We start from the raw sequence: 18,781 nt of genomic DNA on the forward strand, positions 1-18,781 counted from the left end.
TCCGATGAAGCGATTATCTATTTTAGCAATATTAAGTCTGGTCTCATTCTCGATGTTTGCGGCCGAAGAAGCCAAAAACACTTTTCTTCCAGGACTTAAATCAGGTCAAGAGCTTTTTGTAATTACCTTACTTGGCTTAATGACCATGATTTGTGCAGTGATTATTGTGGTTACGCTCAATCTTAACTCACAAATTAGAAATATTTTCAAACCAAAAACTGAAAGCTCAGAGTTTGAACAGGCGATGCAAAATCGTACTTTCTGGCAAAAATTCTGGAGCTTGAAACCAATCCAGTTTGAAAAAGACCAGATTATGGAGCACCAATACGATGGTATTGCTGAGCTTGACAACCCAACTCCTCCATGGTTTATGTACCTTTTCTACATCACGATTATCGTTGGTATTTTCTATTTGATTGGATACCATGTAATCGGAAATGGTAAAATTATGAACAATGAATATACCGAAGAAGTAACCATTGCTGAAAAAGCACGTGAAGAGTACATGAAAAAGTTTGCTAATTCGGTAAACGAAGACAATGTAAAAGTATTGACAGATGCCAAAGGTGTTGAGGATGGTAAAAGGATTTATACTCAAAACTGTGTGGCATGTCACGGGGCGAATGGTGAAGGTGTTGTTGGTCCAAACTTAACAGATGAATACTGGTTACATGGTGGTACGCCAAAAGCTATTTTCCATACTATCAACGAGGGTGTTCCTGAAAAAGGGATGATTTCTTGGAAAAAAACATTGAATCCAATTCAAGTGCAACAAGTGTTGAGCTACATTGTGTCGATTCAAGGAACAAAGCCTGCTAATGCTAAAGCTCCTCAAGGAGATAAGGCTGAAGCTGCTGTTAGTATGAAGTAGTAGGGCTAACAGAAATGAATAGCCTTTAATGATAAAGTTATTACGATTCGGACGTTCGAGACTTATGGGTAGTGCATAAGCCTCGATGCGTTCGAATTGTTTTTTAAAGAAGATACATAGTTTCACTTGATTAAGGTTACTAGCAAAACAATATTTGATTAAATAGAAATGTAAAATTCGGGATATTAGAAATTTACATTCACAATTCACAACTCACAATTCAGCATTGGTATTTACTATTTCTAATTCACTTATGTGCTGAAATTTAACTCTTAAAATTATGAAACCTCCTAAAATTGATACCACCGAATTTCGTGATCATCTTTCTAATGTCACCGAAACAGGGAAACGTATTTGGATATATCCACGTATTGTGGTTGGCCAGTTGTACAAGCTTCGTACTTATTTTTCATGGCTTTTGTTGGGATTTCTTTTTGGAATACCATTTGTAGAAGTTAATGGTGGACCATTATTTCTCTTTAATGTAATTGAGCGAAAGTTTATATTTTTTGGCGTAACCTTTTTTCCTCAAGATTTCCATCTAGTAGCTTTTGGTTTGCTGACATTTATCGTTTTTATTATACTTTTTACCGTAATTTTTGGTCGCGTATGGTGCGGTTGGGCTTGTCCTCAAACCATTTTTATGGAAATGCTTTTCCGTAAAATCGAAAATTTTATTGAAGGTGACTACAGAGCACAACAACGCCTTGATGCACAGCCTTGGGATACTGAAAAGATAGTGAAGAAAACTTCGAAGCATGTTATTTTCTTCATTATCTCCTTCCTGATTGCCAATACATTTTTGGCCTATATCATCGGTAAAAGAGAGCTATTTTCTATCATTCTCGATAATCCACTGAATCATATTTCTGGATTAGTCGCTATTGTCATTTTTACCTTTGTATTCTATTTTGTCTTTGCCAAATTCCGTGAATTGGTTTGTATCGTAGTTTGTCCTTACGGTCGTTTACAAGGTGTATTACTAGACAAAAAATCTATTATTGTAGCTTATGATTTTCTTCGTGGCGAACCTCGTGGCAAAAAGAAAAAGGTAGAAGAGCAACCCAATCCATTGGAAGAGCTAAAAGCATTGACAAATCCTAACGCCAACAAAGGACATTGTGTAGATTGTAGTATTTGTGTGCAAGTATGTCCAACGGGTATCGATATTCGTAATGGTACTCAGCTCGAATGTATTGGCTGTACAGCTTGTATAGATGCTTGTGATGAGGTAATGGTAAAAACCAATCAGCCAACAGGCTTGATTCGTTATGCGTCATTAGATGGTATTGAGCAAGGAAAAAAATTGTCGTTTAACTTACGGATAAAAGCCTATACAGGCGTATTAGTAGCTTTATTGGGGATTTTAGTATATATGTTGATTACCCGTAGCGACGTCGAAACAACACTTTTGCGCACACCAGGCTTAACATATCAAGAGGAAAAAGGAAATGTTTCTAACTTGTATAATATTGAAATCTTGAACAAGACTATCAATGCTATGCCAGTTTCGTTGCGAGTGAAAGATTATCCTTCTGCTCAAATTAAACTAATCGGTAAACCTCTTCAACTCAATAAAAGCGATTTGACAAAAGGTTCTTTCTTTATCGTTATTCCTAAAAAAGAGTTGGAGTCTCCTTCGATCAAACTCAAAGTCGAGATTTTAAGTAATGGGCAAGTGATAGATGAGGTAAAAACCTCCTTCCTTGGTCCGATGGAGTAGTTATATTTCTAATTTAGTGATTTACAATTGAGTGAATTAGTGATTTTATTTTACTTGTAGAAACGCAATGCTTTGCGTCTCAAACCAAGTCAGACATAGCATAGTAAGTCATCCCTAATTTTGACATTTAGGTTATTCTCTAAGTTTTCATCAAAAAAGCGATCGGAAAATATTTTCCGATCGCTTTTTTGATTCTACTATGCTAGATATTACTTGGCTTAAGACGCAATCATTGCGTCTTAAGCTGCCAGAATACAAATTTTAAATTAATCACTCATTCATTCAATCGCTAAATCACTAAATTAGGAATGACTCATGTTTGATACTATATTTCAACATGATACCTCTTTAGACGCAAAGCATTTCGTCTCTACGAGTGAAAGGTAGGTTTAAAAAAAAACACTCATTCACTCAATCTCCAATCACTAAATTAGAGATTTCTATCATCTTGTTTGTTTAGTTTTTAAAATAGAGTAAACCGCAATAGCTACCCAAACGACATTGACCAAAGCAGAAGGATATGCTTTATGAGCAATCGTATTTACGATAAAAAATACCCCACCAATCATATTACTCCAAATATATAAGGGCTGGTCTGCACGCAGTTTCCCTTGAATATTAAGCGCATACGCACCTACAATCAACACTGAGCCAATCCAACCTAAGGCTTCTACTAGAATATCAGTCCACAACATTGTTTTTGATTTTTAATGAATCAGCAAAAATACTAAATCTAACACAGACCGACAAAATGAGAAGAGAAGGATAATCTTTATCTATCCATTTACACGCTGAACACGGAAGTAGGTTATGCCAAAATTGAGAATTTGATTATACGGAATAAACAATTTGTCACAAAACAGATTGTATTCATGATGCTGGTTCTTTTTAAGGATATGGCTAAATTCTGTGTTATGTTTATCGATTACCTTTCTTTTTACCTTACCAAGTTCAATCAATTCGCAATGCCCGTCTTTATTGAGCTGATAATCCAATAAAAAACCAGAATACACAAAAAAGTCATTATCAATTTTGACACAAACATTCATGTAGGTCAATATCTCTTCCGTATCTTTCTTCAAGAACATTTTTCCTGAAAAAACATAGTGAAAAGCATTATCGAATTTTAGCACTAAAAAGCGTTCGTCAAGTCGTAACGACAGCACCAGCCTCTGAAGCAAACTACCCATAACGTAGCTAAAAAGTAACAAACAGGCATTGTAACTAAAAATTGGAATCAAATGCTTCTGTACTTTTGAAAGTACCACTTCGTCAGGACTTGATAGTAGCTTTGGTAACAAGCGAAAATCAACGTAAAGCGATGGATGAAATTTGTTAATGATCAATATACCAAGACATTGAATAACCATCCCAAATCCCAAAGTGGTAGCGATTTCGGCAAAATTACTGGCTCGTAAATGATAATTAGAAAGATGAATCGGAGAATAAGCTTTTCGGAAAAGTCCCCCTGGAAGAATAAAGAATAAAATAATCAGCGCAACGCCGTAGGTGATTCCTGACATAAATGCAGTTAAGGTTTACAGGAAAATCTGTAAAAGAGGTATTTGCTAAATTTCGGAAACTCGTTCAACACGGAAAGAGCCCTTTGTTCCAGAAATAGTAATGATATTTTCGCTATTTCTCTCACGGTCGATAGCCGTTAATAATTGCTCAGCCATGTTGGCATCGGACAAAATCAATTTTGAGTTTTTTCCCAAAACTGGATAGTCTGATTCTGCTGAACCAAATAAAAAAGCCATGATATTTTTAAGAAGAGCCATAATCACGTAGTATTTAACATCATTCAAAATGGAATCTAAACAAATTTACATTCGTATTGCTAATATAACTATTTTTTGAATAAAATATTTTGTAAAGGACAAGTAAGTTTGGAGTCTTGAATCATGAGATTTTGGTGTATTCTACTGTAAATGAGATAATTACCTTTGGTGGTAACTGAGGCTCGACTTTTGCGAATGTAATAGGTTGATAACTAATGTTTTGTAATTGTTCCTCATAATTCTGCACTAACATTAAAAATAGATGGATGCTAATTACTTTGTGCGTGTTCACTTTTCACTTTGATTCTTAGCCTTTACCTTTGTTTTCTTATTTCTTACCGAGGACTACAACCAACCATGATTGAAAAAAAATTATTAGCATACTGGAAAACGTGTTTGGCGCAAGCCATGAAAGCCTATATTGATGTAGAAGTAAACGAAAAGATTCGTTTTACTGCGGATGTTTGGCGCTTGGGAATGATTGATGAACAAGTATGCGAAACATTTTTTCAGGAACAAGAAAAAAAACGTAACTACGAAAAAGGCATTCGCTCAGACAAAGATCCTAAATGGGAACGTCCCGAGGCTTTACAGCTACTAGTTTCGCCCAGCTATCTCGAACCCCAGCGAGAGGAGCATCTGTTTTTTACACCAAAACCTATTTATCCTTTTTGGTTTCCGATTTTGCTGCATCGAGGAGGTCATTTTTCGATAGTTGATGAATACTATCCAATTGTTCCTCGGGAATGGATGAGTCCAGTGGGGAATGAAGATACCGATTTTGTTTTCTGTCAATTAGACTCGCTTGAAGAGCTGTTGTCGAATGATAGGAATACTTTTTTACGTTGGGAAAATTATGTTGAATACCTCGAAGAAAGCTTTTTCACTTTGCGAGGACAAGCCATAGATGAGTTTTCGGAAGATGATTATCGTGTGGTTTATGAAACTACGATAGTCGTTCCCGAAAAAGATATGCAGGCGGGTGCAGCCATTGTATCCTTGTACGAACATCTCGAAAATGCCAAGCAATTACCTTCCTTATTGAAGGATATGATTGGTTTGAAAGAACAAAAAAACTTTACCTCACCTGTGGTAGTTTCACAGTGGTTGGAAACCCATTTACAACATTTGGGACAAATGGGCGGTGCTTTTCCTTTAAGTATTTCTCAACGAAATGCCTTGGCAACGCTCAATCAAGAACGAAAGTCAAAAGTGTTTGCCGTGAATGGTCCTCCAGGAACAGGTAAGACTACATTAATCCAGAGCATTGTTGCTAATCAAATGGTGCAAACTGCCATTCAAGGTCAAGATCCTGCTATATTGTTGGCGTGTTCTGCCAATAATCAGGCGGTGTTGAATATCATTGAAAGTTTTAAACCTGTTCGTGCTGAAGGATTTCAAGATTTACAAGAGCGTTGGTTGCCTGATTTAGAAGGATATGCTACGTATTTGCCAGCAAGAAATAAAAACGAAAAAGAACTCGTCAATATCAATTATATGAAATTGGACGACTCTGGACTCTTTGCTCGTCTCGAAGAAGAAACCTATGTAGAGAAGGCTGAAAGGTATTTTCTTAACATGGTCGAGCGATATACCCACAAGCGTACAGATGATATATCGGAAGCTTATTTTTGGTTGCAAACGGAGATAAAGAACCTTCAAAAATCACTAGAGGAAGGAAGAATTTTATGGAAAATCGTTTGTGAAAAAATGGCAGAATTTACCCAGCGTTCGATAGACCCGAAACATTGGGCTGATTTAGAAGAAAATCAGGATTATTGGGTGGCCATTGAGAGTAGTATCGAAGACCAACTGTATCATATTCAGGCTACTGCCAGACCGATGATTCGACAAACGGTTTTGAATTTAGAACCACTAAAAGATACGTCCAGAAGTCGTTTGAAAAGTTTTTTTGAAACAAAATTGAAGTTGATTCAAGAAGTCGTGAAAGCTTGGGCTGTATGGGAAAAATGGAAGCGTCAGTACGGAATTTTCTCTAACCCTTGTACGGATGAGGAAAAAGTTTGGGAAAAGGATTTTTTGAAGCTACGACAGTTTAATAGTCGTAACCAATATTTTTTTGACGAAGTAGATACCCAAATTAGATATAAAGCCTTTTTACTGGCAATTCATTATTGGGAAGGGCGTTGGCTTGAAGCTATCACCGACCAGCTCAAAAATGAGTCACCCAATAAAGGTTTGGCTGGTCGCAAACTCATGTGGCGTACCCGTGCCATGCTGACACCTTGTTTTGTGAGTACCTTTTTTATGGCGCCTCGTTTTTTCTCGTATCTCAAATTTGCAGGAGAAAATGAGGATGGAACTAAAAAATGGGAAACACCTCCCATGTTAGAGTTTGTTGATTTTCTGATAGTTGACGAAGCAGGTCAGGTAAGTCCAGAGGTGGGTTTGGCAAGCTTTGGTTTGGCAAAGCAGGCGGTAATTGTTGGCGATATTCAGCAGATTGAGCCTGTTTGGAATACCATTTTTAAAATAGACTTAGGAAACTTACTGAAAAACGAATTGATTGAAAATGAGCAAGATGCGTTTTTAAGTAAACTACAAGAAAAAGGTTTTACGGCCTCAAGTGGCTCGATTATGAAAATGGCCTTGGAGGCGACAGATGTTTTTGACCCGATTAGTGCGCAAAAAGGAATTATGTTGTTGGAGCACCGTCGTTGCCATCCTGCCATCATTAGCTATTGCAACGATTTGGCTTACAAAGGACTTCTGAAGCCTATGAAATTATCGGATGCCTCCCAACAAATTTTTCCTCCAATGGTATTACTCGACCAACCAAGTAGTTCGACTGTAAGAAATAAAGAGAGATTTAATGAAGAAGAAGCAGATGAAATTTGTCGCTGGTTATTGACCAACAAAAGTACTATAGAAAGGCACTATACCGAAAAAGCAAAGCAGTATAAGCGCATCGAAGAGTTGGTTGGGATTATAACACCATTTAGAGGTCAACGAAAAATTTTATATAAAAAACTAAAAAAAATAGGGATAGATACTCACCTAATGAAAATAGGCACGGTTCATGCTTTACAAGGAGCAGAGAGAGAAATTATTGTTTTTTCTCCCGTGTATGCCCAAGATGATGCGGAGGTATTCTTTTTTGATAGGAAAAACCGACCAAATATGCTAAATGTAGCTGTGTCAAGGGCTAAGAGTAGTTTTGTAGTGATAGGGAATGCTGGGGTTTTTCAGAAAAATCCAACTTCACCCTCAGGAAAACTCTATCAGTATCTTTCCAAAATTTAACTTTTTTGCTTTGCTTATAGCGGATTGGTTATGAAGTGAAACCCGAATTATGTTGAACTTTGGAATGAAATTTTTGCGTTAATTTATGGAGTGTGACTAATTTTTCAAGAGACCTTACGTTTGAAAAATTATGGCACTCCTCTTCAGAAGAAAATATTGTTAACTAAATGCGTCCAAACGGGTAGTTTTTTCGTAAATAAGATTTTGGCAAGATTTCGTACTATCATAACCACTAATTCCCCGATACGAAACTTCCTAAAGGGCTATCACAGAGCCGAATTTTGTTAACCAGTACACTTCTGCTTCAAATCTATATGAATCAATTCAATCAACATAACGACACACATCTTACCACAACTTCAGGGTTTTCAGAGTTTGTTTATGAGTTTTTTATTAAAGATTTATGGACTTGCTCAATTGATAACCTTGAGAGTTTTTGGTTTGCGCCCCAATTAGTAAAGTTTTTGGGCTATGAAAGTGTGCAAAATTTGGCTCATCATCCCGAAGCATTTCACCCCGAAGATAAAGAAGAATGTATTGCCTCGTTGAAGCATTTTGTACAAATGCATCAGCCTGTGTTGGTCTTGGAGTTCAGAGCCAAGCACTTTTTTGGTGATTTGATATGGATACGAGCAAAGTGTGGCTGGAGCGACAATGCTGATGGAAAGGAAATGATGGTTTATTTCGAAAATATTACTTCCCTCAAAATCCAGCAAAAAATTCAAAATAACTTAGTGCTTACAAGTCAGTGGGGAAACAACGAAGGACAGCTACAATTATCTAAAGAAATCGTTGCCAAAAGTAGTCAGATGGCTAATATTGGTGCTTGGCAAATAGAGTTGCCAGGGTATCAGATAAAGTGGACCAAAGAGGCTAGAGAAATATTGGAGGTTCCTGTTGACTTTGATTTAGATGTAGAAGGAAGTTTAAGCTTTTATAAAGACCCACAAAGCAAATCTGTTTTATTCGAAGCATTCAAGTCCACCGTCGAAACAGGTATTCCGTTTGACATAGAGCTGCATATCGAAACTTTTACTAGTAAGAAAAAATGGATTCGTATCATTGGTGAGGGAGAATTTGAAGGGAAAAAATGTAAAAGACTTTATGGTACATTTAAAGACATCACTAAGGAAAAAGAGAACGAAGTAGAGATAAAAAATACCAACAAACTCTTCAAAAAACTTTCTAACCAAGTGCCTGGAGGTTTGTATCAGTTGAAACGATACCTCGACGGGCGTATGACAATTGTGTACTGTTCGGAGTCGTTGTTTGATTTGTTTGAAACTTCAGTAAAATACAAAGAAACAAGCTATGTGGAGGCGTTTTCGAGAATTCACAATAAGGATTTAACAGGATTATTAGCCACTATTGAAGAGTCTTATCAAACTTTACAGGTAAAATCTATTGATTTTCGTTTGGTTTTACCACAAAAAGGAAAAATTTGGGTTCGTAGCGAATCTACACCAGAGCGTGTGGAAGATGGCGTAATTTGGCACGGTTACTTACACGATATTACCAAACAAAAAGAAGCAGAATTAGAAATTGTTCGTTCAGAAGCAAAGTTTCGAGCGTTGTATGATTCTACCAGCGATGCGGTTTTGGTACTTTCTCAGTATAAATGCTTTGATTGTAATCCTGCCGCAATTCGACTTTTTGGGGCTAAATCTAAAGAATCTCTTTGTCAAAAATCGGCTCTTGACTTATCTGCTTCATTTCAAAAGGATACAGAGAATATTGCGGATACATTAAATGAACATGTATTACAGTGTCTGCAAAATCAAAGTCATCAGTTTGAATGGATTTGTCAAAAACAAGAAACTAACGAAACCTTTTTGGCAGAAGTATTTTTGTCAAAACTTAATATTGAAGGCGAACAGTTGATTCAAGCAGTTGTGCGGGATATTACCTCACGCAAGCAAATAGAGCAACAATTACATAATGCCAGAGAGCACGCTGAGGCAGCCAGTAGAGCCAAATCAGAATTTTTGGCAAACATGAGTCACGAAATTCGCACTCCTCTGAACGGTGTGATTGGGTTTACGGATTTGTTGATTAGGACGGGTTTGAATGAAATGCAAAAGCAATATGTGTCAACGATTCACCATTCGGCACATTCTCTCTTGGATGTAATCAATGATATTCTTGATTTTTCAAAAATAGAGGCTGGCAAACTTGAACTTTCGTATGAACAAATAGATGTCTTCGAATTAGGAAGTCAAGTGGTGGATTTGGTAAGTTATCAAGCGCATCAAAAAAACTTGGAGGTATTGCTACGTATTTCGCCAGCTATTCCGAGGTATTTGCAGGCAGATGCTGTTCGATTAAGACAAATTTTGGTGAATCTTTTGGGCAATGCGGTCAAATTTACCCATCATGGCGAAATAGAGTTGAAGGTGGAGCTTGTAGAGGCCATAGATCTAAATCACAACATATTAAGGTTTGCTGTGCGAGATACAGGCATTGGTATTGCACCTAAAAATATTGTGAAAATTTTTGAAGCTTTTTCTCAAGAAGATGCTTCTGTGACAAGACGATTTGGTGGAACAGGTCTTGGATTGACTATATCTAATAAACTGTTGTCGTTGATGAACAGTCAGCTACAATTAGAAAGTGAGTTGGATAAAGGGAGTACGTTTTTCTTCGATGTCGAGTTCGAAAGTCATGAGGATGAGGATATTGCCTTTGATTTACAAGGAACTTTTTCTCATGTCTTGGTCGTTGATGATAATAGCAGTAACCGTGCAATTTTGGAGGAGATGTTGGGTATTTCTGGTATTTATGCTAAATCTGTAGAATCTGGAACCAAAGCTATTCAGTTCTTACAAGAAAGACCAGAAGATGCTGATCTGATTATTATGGATTACCACATGCCTGAAAGAGATGGCTTAGAAACAATCCGAATTATTCGAGAAGAGTTACGCTTGAATATACCAATTATGCTTTTGCACAGCTCGTCAGACGACGATGTGGTGATAAAAACTTGTGAGTTGCTTGATGTTGCCAAAAGAATGGTGAAACCTATTACCATTCATAAGCTATATGAGGCAATACTTCAAATAAGTGGACGTTCTAAAGACAATAGCATTAACTTTGATAGAGTCAGTGGTGACAATAATCTGATGAAATCAGGGGATTACACAATTCTGATTGCGGAAGATAATAATGTGAATATGTTTTTGGCACTGACTGTCTTAAAGGCAGTACTACCAGAAGCTCATATCATAACTGCTGAAAATGGTCGTGAAGCTGTAGAAATGTACGAAAAACACGCACCTAATTTGATATTAATGGATATTCAAATGCCAGAATTGAATGGCTATGAAGCTACCCAAATCATCCGAAGTAAAGAATTTATTAAACACACACCAATCGTTGCGCTCACAGCAGGTACAGTAAAAGGCGAGCAAACCCGATGCTTAGAGGCTGGTATGGACGATTATATAATGAAGCCATTCGTGAGGGATACCCTCGAACGAGCGCTCAATAAATGGCTCAAGATAGAACAGAACATGAATAATCCGATTGAAACAGCCTTACTTAGTTCGATTGACACTCAACATTTAGATTTTGCCGATTTGTCTAAAAGAATGGGAGACGACCCCGAACTTGCCAAAGAAGTATTAGAAATGGTACTTGTGCAGTTTGAAACCATTACAAGTCAATTCCAAATGCTAATTGATGACGAAAACCTGATTGCTCTCAATAAATTAGGACATAAAATGAAAGGAACCGCTCTATCGGCAGGTATGCGAGAGTTAGGAGTGAGAGCTGGGAAAATAGAAAAACTAAAAGTATTTAATCCGGAAGAATTCAAGAGTCTTTTAGATGAATTTGATGCTGAAATAGAAATAATAAAGCCACTCATTTATCAGATTCTCAACAGCTAAAATAGCATTTTGCCATAAGGCTATCTCTGAAAAGGGATAGCCTTTTTTATTTGCGGTGTGTAGTCGATGAATTTTTGTTTTCATTCAGAAAGTCTTTAAGTTTGAAGAATAACTAAACATTTCAAAAAATACCACCCATGCAAGAGCAAAATTTTCAAAATCACTCCAAATATGTACTTGGCTACCATGTAATCACGTCAGTGTTGTTATTAGGAGCGCTGATTACCGCCATTATTTATACCGTCAAGAATGGCAGCGAACAGGCTGTACTCGCAATAACACTCCTATTGACAATAGCAGCGCTTTTAGGGGTATTTTGGTACACAAGAGTGTTTGCGCTACGTGCACAGGATAGAGCAATTCGTGCGGAAGAAAATTTACGTTACTTTGTTCTTACAGGTAAACTTTTACCATCAAATTTGCGAATGGGACAAATTATTGCCTTAAGATTTGCACCAAACGAAGAACTTATCGCCTTAGTCGAACGAGCAGCTACAGAAGCACTTTCTGCAAAAGAAATCAAGCAAGCTATTCAAAACTGGAAGCCAGATTATCATCGAGCATAAGAAAATACTTTAGTGTGAGTGCCTAGTGAGGTAGACTAAAAGTTTGAATATGTTTCATAGAAAACGATAGAAAACATTTTGCCGATCGCCCATAGCTGACAGCCAAGTGCCCAATAACTTACCAATTTTATCACCCAATTATTTCAATTCTATAAATACTTATGAAAAAAAAATCAATAACATGGCTACTTTTTTCACTTCTTATTACACTGTGTTTAGAAGGAAAAGCGCAAAAAAAAGTACCTCTTTTTAATTCAGAACAACTGGAGATTTCTTGGAAAGTTACCGATAATGCTTTTGAAGGAAAACGACAATATGTATCTGTTTTTACACTAAAAAATACAGGTAAACAGGCACTTCCAAAATCGGGTTGGAGTTTGTATTTTAACTATATCCGAGATATAGACCCTAATTCTATTTCATCCAATATTGCTATTGAACATATCAATGGTGATATTTTCAAATTGAGCCCTAAAGCTAATTTTGCTGGACTAGAAGCTGGAAAAACCTTAGATATTAGTTTTCTATCTTCCGAAATTTTTGTCAATATAGCCGATGCACCATTTGGATTATATTGGGTCAATGAGCAAAAGCCAGAGGAAGGGAAAACGATTCAAAAATATAATGTAATAGCTCCAACTGAGGACAAAGTCGGGTATTTGACCTCCGCTCAATTGTATGAGAAAAATGCCTTGATTCATCAACTCAATGCCAATGATTTGCCCCCAATTTTTCCTACCCCCCAGTTTTATCAAAAAACTAATGGAAATTTTGAGTTAAATGCAGCTACTTCAATTGTTGCACCTTCAGAATGGAAAACTGAAATCAATTATTTTCAGGAGGATTTACAAAAGGTTTTGGGTAAAAAATTACTAGAAACTTCTCTGGCAAGTGCTAGTTCGATTGTATTTAAAAAACAAGCCGACTTGGCTGAGGAGGCATATCATTTGAGTGTGACGCCAACACAAATTACCATTAGTGCTTCCAGCAGAAAAGGGGCTTTTTATGCTATCCAATCGCTCAAGGACTTATTTCCAGTCGCAGTTTGGAAAAATAGTGTGGAAAAAATCCAGATTCCATGCTTGAAAGTGGAAGATGCACCACGATTTGGTTTTAGAAGTTTGATGCTAGATGTAGCAAGAAATTTCCAAAAACCTGCTGAGTTAAAACGTGTTTTGGATTTGATGTCAACTTACAAACTGAATGTATTGCATTTGCACTTTATCGACGATGAAGGTTGGCGATTGGAAATTAATGGTCTACCTGAATTAACAACGGTTGGCGCCAATCGTGGGCATTCATTAGATAGTAAAAACTTCCTTCCTGCTTCCTTTGGCGCAGGCCCGAATGCAGGACAAAGTTCAGGTAGTGGTTTTTATAGCAGAGCAGAGTTTATTGATATCTTGAAATATGCCACAGACCGCCATATTCAAATCATTCCTGAAGTGGAATCTCCTGGGCATGCCCGTGCTTCGATCAAAGCCATGGACGCTCGATATGAGAAATATAAAGCGCAAGGCAATATGGAAGAAGCCGAAAAATATTGGCTTCGTGACCCTGAGGATAAATCGCAATATCGTACTGCACAACTTTGGACAGATAATGTAATATGCGTGGCTCGTCCATCTGTTTACACTTTTCTCGAAAAAGTAACCGACGAAATTATTGCCATGTACAAAGACGCTGGCGCACCATTGACAACTATCCACTTTGGTGGAGATGAAGTGCCTGCTGGTGTTTGGGAGCAATCACCGCTTTGTCAGGCATTGGTAAAAGCTGACCCGACCGTTGACAATATTGATGATTTGTGGTATTACTATTTTGGGAAGATTAATACATTTCTCAAAAAGAAAGGACTGTTTTTGTCTGGTTGGGAAGAGATCGCCATGCGTAAAACGCAATTGATGGGACAAAAAACAATGATTCCTAATCCTCGTTTGGCAAATGAAGGTTTTCAGGTAAATGTTTGGAATAATATGATTGGTTGGGGCAATGAGGATTTACCATATCGCTTGGCGAATGCGGGCTACAAGGTGATTTTATCCTGTGTCAGCAATATGTATTTTGATTTGTCTTACCAAAAAACGTACGAAGAGCCTGGCTATTATTGGGGTGGCTTCGTAGATGTCGATAAACCTTTCTACTTTATTCCTTTTGATTATTTCAAAAACTCGACAGAAGACAGAAGAGGTAATCCAATAGAACAAAGTTATTTTGTTGGAAAAGACAGACTAACAGATTTTGGGAAAAGTAATATCGTCGGAATACAAGGATTGCTTTGGAGCGAAAACGTTAAATCGCCAGAAAGGTTGGAATATATGTTGCTTCCCAAAATGCTAGGATTAGTGGAAAGAGCTTGGGCGCCCGACCCTCAATGGGCACAAACTGCCGACAATCAGCTATCTAAAAAGCAATATCAAGAAGCTTGGAATGTGTTTGTTAATACCATTTCTCAAAAGGAACTTCCTAAGATCGAATCTTTATCAGGAGGCTATCAGTTTAGAATACCTACAGCAGGCGCAAAAGTGGAAAATGGTAAAGTACATGCCAATACCCAGATGCCTTCCTTTGAAATTAGATATACTGTAGATGGCTCGGAGCCAACTGCCCAAAGCAAATTATACACTGAGCCGATTTCTGAGAAAGGAATTATCAAATTGAAGGTGTTTTCCCCAAATGGAAGAGGAGGTAGAAGTATAGAAATCAAAAATTAATTTGCTCTGATATTAGGAATATCTTGACAGTAGTATCAAAAAAGGCGTTCGAAAAACTATTTCCGAACGCCTTTTTTGATACACCTCTTTAGACGCAAGCATTGCGTCTCTACAGCGGGAATACTAAATTTTAGAATAATTACTCATTCTCACAATTAAACCTTTCCGATTAACTAGGAATAGTTTCTACCAAAATTTGATTTCCTTTTTTGTCAAAGTAAATACAAGTCATATCCTCTAGCGATACAATCCATTTTTCAATACCAGATTTGGCGCAATCTTTACAAAATTGGTAATAGTCTGTTTTTCCAGCTTGATGAGCTTTGAGGTCTTCTGCAAAAATGCTTGGAGTACATTCATCTTCAATGAGTAGTGCATCATATACGGGCTCAGATGAGGTTTCAAAGTTGTTTTTACCCCAGTAATTCGTGTGACTATCATTTACCCAAGTTTCAAAACCTACAACCCCAAATGCCTTGATTTCTTGGATGTATAAAGGAAAATCTGCGCCAGATTTTACCTTTTCGTGTGCTTCATTGATTTGTTTTACTGTAAACATGTTCGATTTGTTTTAAGTTTGATAGCACAAAATTCGGCATTTGATTTTTCCAGAAATTGTAAAAAATCGTTGATTTTGGGTTACTTATTATTCATTTCCAACTTGGCAAGAAAGTCGCTAAACATCAAATAATTATCGATTTGAGTATAAACACGAATATTTCGTCCATCATAATTATATTGATATTGCCCATCCGAATTGATTTTTGGAGCCTGTTTTACTACATAAAAACTTGATGAAGGGTCTGCCTCAAAATAGGATTGCAAGGCAGTAAAAAGAACCAAAGGACTATCTCCAAGGATATAAGTTTCGCCAATGCGCCCAACGCGACTCATGAGCGTATGAAGCTCCTTGTACAAATACTCGCCCAATTTACCCTGTGGTTTGACTTTTGTCACCAGATGCGAATATGGAAACAACGCCTGACGATATACATTTCTTGGAATTTGCCAGAGTTTTACTGCTGTTTTGTTAAACACCGCCATAGCGGCGTTAGGGTCAATATTGAGATTATATTCCACTTTTGAATACCCAGGCGGCGGTAAAGCAATATCCGTGTATTCTGGTCCACCAATCCAAATCAAAGTAATTTTTCCAGCAATTTCAGGCTTCGTTAATAGTGCCGAAGCTATCTCTGTGAGTCCAGCACCACAAAGTACATAGAGTGGCTGTTTGGTATCGGTACGCAAGGCTTCGTTGATAATCAGGTCTACCCCAGCACTTTTTACAGGCGTATTATCGTCTGTCATACCTGTATTTGAGCCAGCGACTACTGGCACTTTTCCTTCCAAATTCATGATTTGAAGAAGTTCTTTAGCTTTTTTTGCAGCGTTTTCTGCCTGTGTGGTAGAAGGATCAAATCCATCTTTGACACTCAAATGCGAACCAATAATCCCACGAATATCAACCGAAGGCGATAATAATAAGTGTGCCATTTGGAACAATCCATCGGGATCACCACTAAAATCATTATCGACAATGACACGCATACGAGGTTTGATTTCGGAAGGAATAGTCTGACAGAAAGGAGTAAGACTAGCTATTACTAAAGAGAGGGACAAGATTATTTTTTTCTTCATGAGATCATAGGGGGATTTGTTTACTAGAAAAGAACGCTTTCTTTGGATTTTACTGAGAGTGGCAGTGTTGTAAGATGGAATAATTATGGATAGAGGAATTTTAATACAAAAGAATATGTTGGAAAATTAATACATTCTTTGATTTTTACAAACATGAGCACAAAATCTGTAGAAGAGTTTTATAATGATGTTAATATTCCGCTTCCTGAAAATTTTAAAAAGGAAATCGGTCATTTTAATGTATTTGCTATCGACGAGTTTATCCGTGGACTTCGAGAGCGCAATATGATGCCATACAATCGACGTTCTTATTACAAAATCAGCTTGATTATTGGTAAAAATCGTGCTGAATATGCTAACAAAGTTTTTGATATTGAGGAAAATGCATTGCTTTTCGCTACTCCCAAAATACCTTATCATTACCTTCCTCAAGATGAGTTTCAATCAGGGAATTTCTGCGTTTTTACTTCCGAATTTATGCTGAAAAATAAGGTAGGTTTTCCCATTGACGAGCTTCCAATTTTTCGTCCTGATGGATTTCCTATCTTCAAGCTTTCTCCTGAAGACGTAGAGGAGGTTTCTTATATTTTCAAGAAAATGCACAAAGAATTATCCTCCGACTATGCTTTTAAGTATGATTTGTTGCGAAACTATGTCATGGAACTGCTGCATTTTGGTCAAAAACTACAACCTGCCACAGCATTGTATTCAGCTCACAACGCTTCAGACAGAATATCTTCTTTGTTTTTAGAGCTACTCGAAAGACAATTTCCAATAGAATCACCACAGCAAAAATTACACTTACGAAGTGCTAAAGATTATGCTGACCGCTTGGCTGTTCACGTCAACCATTTGAACAAAGTGTTAAAAGATAGTACTGGCAAAACTACCACTGAGATAATCGGCAGTAGAATTGTCCAAGAATCTAAAATACTTTTGAAAGAAACCAATTGGAATATTTCTGAAATTGCCTACAGTCTAGGGTTTGAAGAGATAGCGCATTTTTCTAATTTCTTCAAAAGACAAACGTCTTTTTCACCTGCTCAATATAGAATTTAGCCATTGTTTGAATTTTGCAAATAATGCTTTTCTTTTTGCAAACAAAAGTGTTGAGAGATGTCACAACTTTGTAACATCAAATTTAACACTTACAACAATGAGCAAAATAGCATTAGTTACAGGCGGTAGCCGTGGTTTAGGAAAAGATGAGGCTATCCAATTAGCCCACAAAGGATTCGATGTAGTGATTACCTATCAAAGTCAAAAAACTGATGCTGACGCTGTGGTTGCCGAAATTCAGGCAATCGGGCAGAAAGCAGCAGCTATTTCTTTAGACATTTCTAACACGTCAAATTTTGACGCATTTATCGCTGAGTTTCAAGGAGTATTAAAAGCAGAATTTGGTACAGATAAGTTTGATGCACTCATTAATAATGCAGGCGTAGGACATTATAGTGCTTATACAGAAACGACCGAAGCTGATTTTGATAAAATGGTGAACATTCATTTGAAAGCACCTTATTTCTTAACTCAAAAACTTTTACCATTAATGAATGATGGTGGAAGTATTTTGAATACTTCATCAGGTTTGGCACGTTTTTCTTACCCTGGATCTTCGGCGTATGCGATTATGAAATCTGCAATAGATACCCTAACCAGATACCAAGCGGAAGAACTCGGTAGTCGCAAAATTAGAGCTAATTCGATTGCTCCTGGCGCTATTGCGACAGATTTTGGAGGAGGGAATGTTCGTGATAACGTGGCGCTAAATCAGGCTATTGCCTCAAGAACAGCTCTAGGACGAGTAGGTTTAGCAGATGATATTGGAAGCGTGGCTGCATTTTTGTGTAGTGACGACGCCAAGTGGATTAACGGTCAGCGTATCGAGGTTTCAGGGGGAATTCATAATTAGGACTGTACGAAGGATTTCAAACTATTGCGGATTTGGGATTTCTGATTTCGGAAATGAATTAAAATACTTTTATTTTTTACAAAATATAAATAAAAAAGTAGGTTCCATTTTCGAAATTCAACATCCGATGTTCAAAATAGATTGTACTTAAAACGCTTCGTACACTACTAACGAATAATAGCCATATTGGGACAAGCATGAATAATCCTGAGTTGTAAAACTAGGATTATGCTCCAACTTTTCATTAAAAAGCGGTCGAAAATTGTTTTTCGACCGCTTTTTTGATATTACTCCGCTATGGCTATCTCTGCTTAAGACGTAAAGAATCACGTCTCTACAGCCTAGAATATGCATTCATTTACGCAATCTCAATTCACTCAATAAGTTTGTGTTTTAAACCGTCTCTTTCTGAAAATTATATACAT

General features: G+C 37.1%; 13 protein-coding genes. 8 read left to right on the forward strand and 5 right to left on the reverse strand.

Translation table 11 applies throughout. The features are described 5' to 3' along the window. Positions 1-4 precede the first annotated feature (4 nt). Both QM481_RS22425 and ccoG read left to right on the forward strand, forming a co-directional pair. A complete protein-coding gene (locus tag QM481_RS22425) occupies positions 5-871 on the forward strand; it encodes a cbb3-type cytochrome c oxidase N-terminal domain-containing protein (protein ID WP_283383422.1) in 867 nt (288 codons plus the stop codon). 280 nt (positions 872-1,151) lie between these two features. After that, a complete protein-coding gene (gene ccoG, locus QM481_RS22430) occupies positions 1,152-2,594 on the forward strand; it encodes a cytochrome c oxidase accessory protein CcoG (RefSeq protein ID WP_283383423.1) in 1,443 nt (480 codons plus the stop codon). A gap of 443 nt (positions 2,595-3,037) precedes the next feature. Here ccoG and QM481_RS22435 read toward each other — a convergent pair whose 3' ends face one another. From QM481_RS22435 to QM481_RS22445, 3 genes are all read right to left on the reverse strand, one after another. After that, the gene (locus QM481_RS22435) at positions 3,038-3,289 is read right to left on the reverse strand and encodes a CBU_0592 family membrane protein (protein WP_283383424.1); all 252 of its coding nucleotides are present in this window, start codon (positions 3,287-3,289) and stop codon (positions 3,038-3,040) included. 81 nt (positions 3,290-3,370) lie between these two features. Then, positions 3,371-4,117: a hypothetical protein gene (locus QM481_RS22440; protein ID WP_283368120.1), complete on the reverse strand. Its 747-nt coding sequence runs from the start codon at positions 4,115-4,117 to the stop codon at positions 3,371-3,373. A 45-nt stretch (positions 4,118-4,162) separates the two neighbouring features. Next, positions 4,163-4,375, reverse strand: a complete 213-nt coding sequence (locus QM481_RS22445) for a hypothetical protein (RefSeq protein ID WP_166551836.1) — start codon at positions 4,373-4,375, stop codon at positions 4,163-4,165. Between the two features lie 357 nt (positions 4,376-4,732). Between QM481_RS22445 and QM481_RS22450 the strand changes: the two genes are divergently transcribed. The 4 genes from QM481_RS22450 to QM481_RS22465 all read left to right on the forward strand — a co-directional run bounded on the left by QM481_RS22450 (position 4,733) and on the right by QM481_RS22465 (position 14,806). Beyond that, complete coding sequence (locus tag QM481_RS22450; RefSeq protein WP_283383425.1) at positions 4,733-7,639, forward strand: DEAD/DEAH box helicase; 2,907 nt, start codon at positions 4,733-4,735, stop codon at positions 7,637-7,639. A 314-nt stretch (positions 7,640-7,953) separates the two neighbouring features. Continuing rightward, positions 7,954-11,526 (forward strand): response regulator, encoded by a 3,573-nt coding sequence (locus QM481_RS22455; RefSeq protein WP_283383426.1) that lies wholly within the window; start codon positions 7,954-7,956, stop codon positions 11,524-11,526. Positions 11,527-11,663: 137 nt separating this feature from the next. Next, on the forward strand, positions 11,664-12,092 hold the full coding sequence (locus QM481_RS22460; RefSeq protein ID WP_283383427.1) for a DUF6526 family protein: 429 nt from the start codon (positions 11,664-11,666) through the stop codon (positions 12,090-12,092). Positions 12,093-12,253: 161 nt separating this feature from the next. Further along, positions 12,254-14,806 carry a beta-N-acetylhexosaminidase gene (locus tag QM481_RS22465; RefSeq protein ID WP_283383428.1) on the forward strand — a complete coding sequence of 851 codons (2,553 nt, stop codon included), beginning with the start codon at positions 12,254-12,256 and terminating at the stop codon, positions 14,804-14,806. Between the two features lie 169 nt (positions 14,807-14,975). Here the strand turns inward: QM481_RS22465 and QM481_RS22470 are convergent, their stop codons facing one another. Together QM481_RS22470 and QM481_RS22475 are read right to left on the reverse strand one after the other, a co-directional pair. Next, positions 14,976-15,365, reverse strand: coding sequence for a DUF1398 domain-containing protein (locus tag QM481_RS22470; protein ID WP_283383429.1), 390 nt, complete (start codon positions 15,363-15,365; stop codon positions 14,976-14,978). A gap of 80 nt (positions 15,366-15,445) precedes the next feature. Next, positions 15,446-16,444: a nucleoside hydrolase gene (locus QM481_RS22475; protein ID WP_283383430.1), complete on the reverse strand. Its 999-nt coding sequence runs from the start codon at positions 16,442-16,444 to the stop codon at positions 15,446-15,448. Between the two features lie 153 nt (positions 16,445-16,597). On the opposite strand from QM481_RS22475, the gene QM481_RS22480 reads away from it, so the two are divergent. Together QM481_RS22480 and QM481_RS22485 are read left to right on the forward strand one after the other, a co-directional pair. Then, positions 16,598-17,503 (forward strand): helix-turn-helix domain-containing protein, encoded by a 906-nt coding sequence (locus tag QM481_RS22480; RefSeq protein WP_283383431.1) that lies wholly within the window; start codon positions 16,598-16,600, stop codon positions 17,501-17,503. A 97-nt stretch (positions 17,504-17,600) separates the two neighbouring features. Then, positions 17,601-18,356: an SDR family NAD(P)-dependent oxidoreductase gene (locus tag QM481_RS22485; RefSeq protein WP_283383432.1), complete on the forward strand. Its 756-nt coding sequence runs from the start codon at positions 17,601-17,603 to the stop codon at positions 18,354-18,356. Positions 18,357-18,781: the final 425 nt, after the last annotated feature.

It is taken from the genome of Flectobacillus rivi, assembly GCF_030056655.1.
Lineage (GTDB): Bacteria > Bacteroidota > Bacteroidia > Cytophagales > Spirosomataceae > Flectobacillus > Flectobacillus rivi.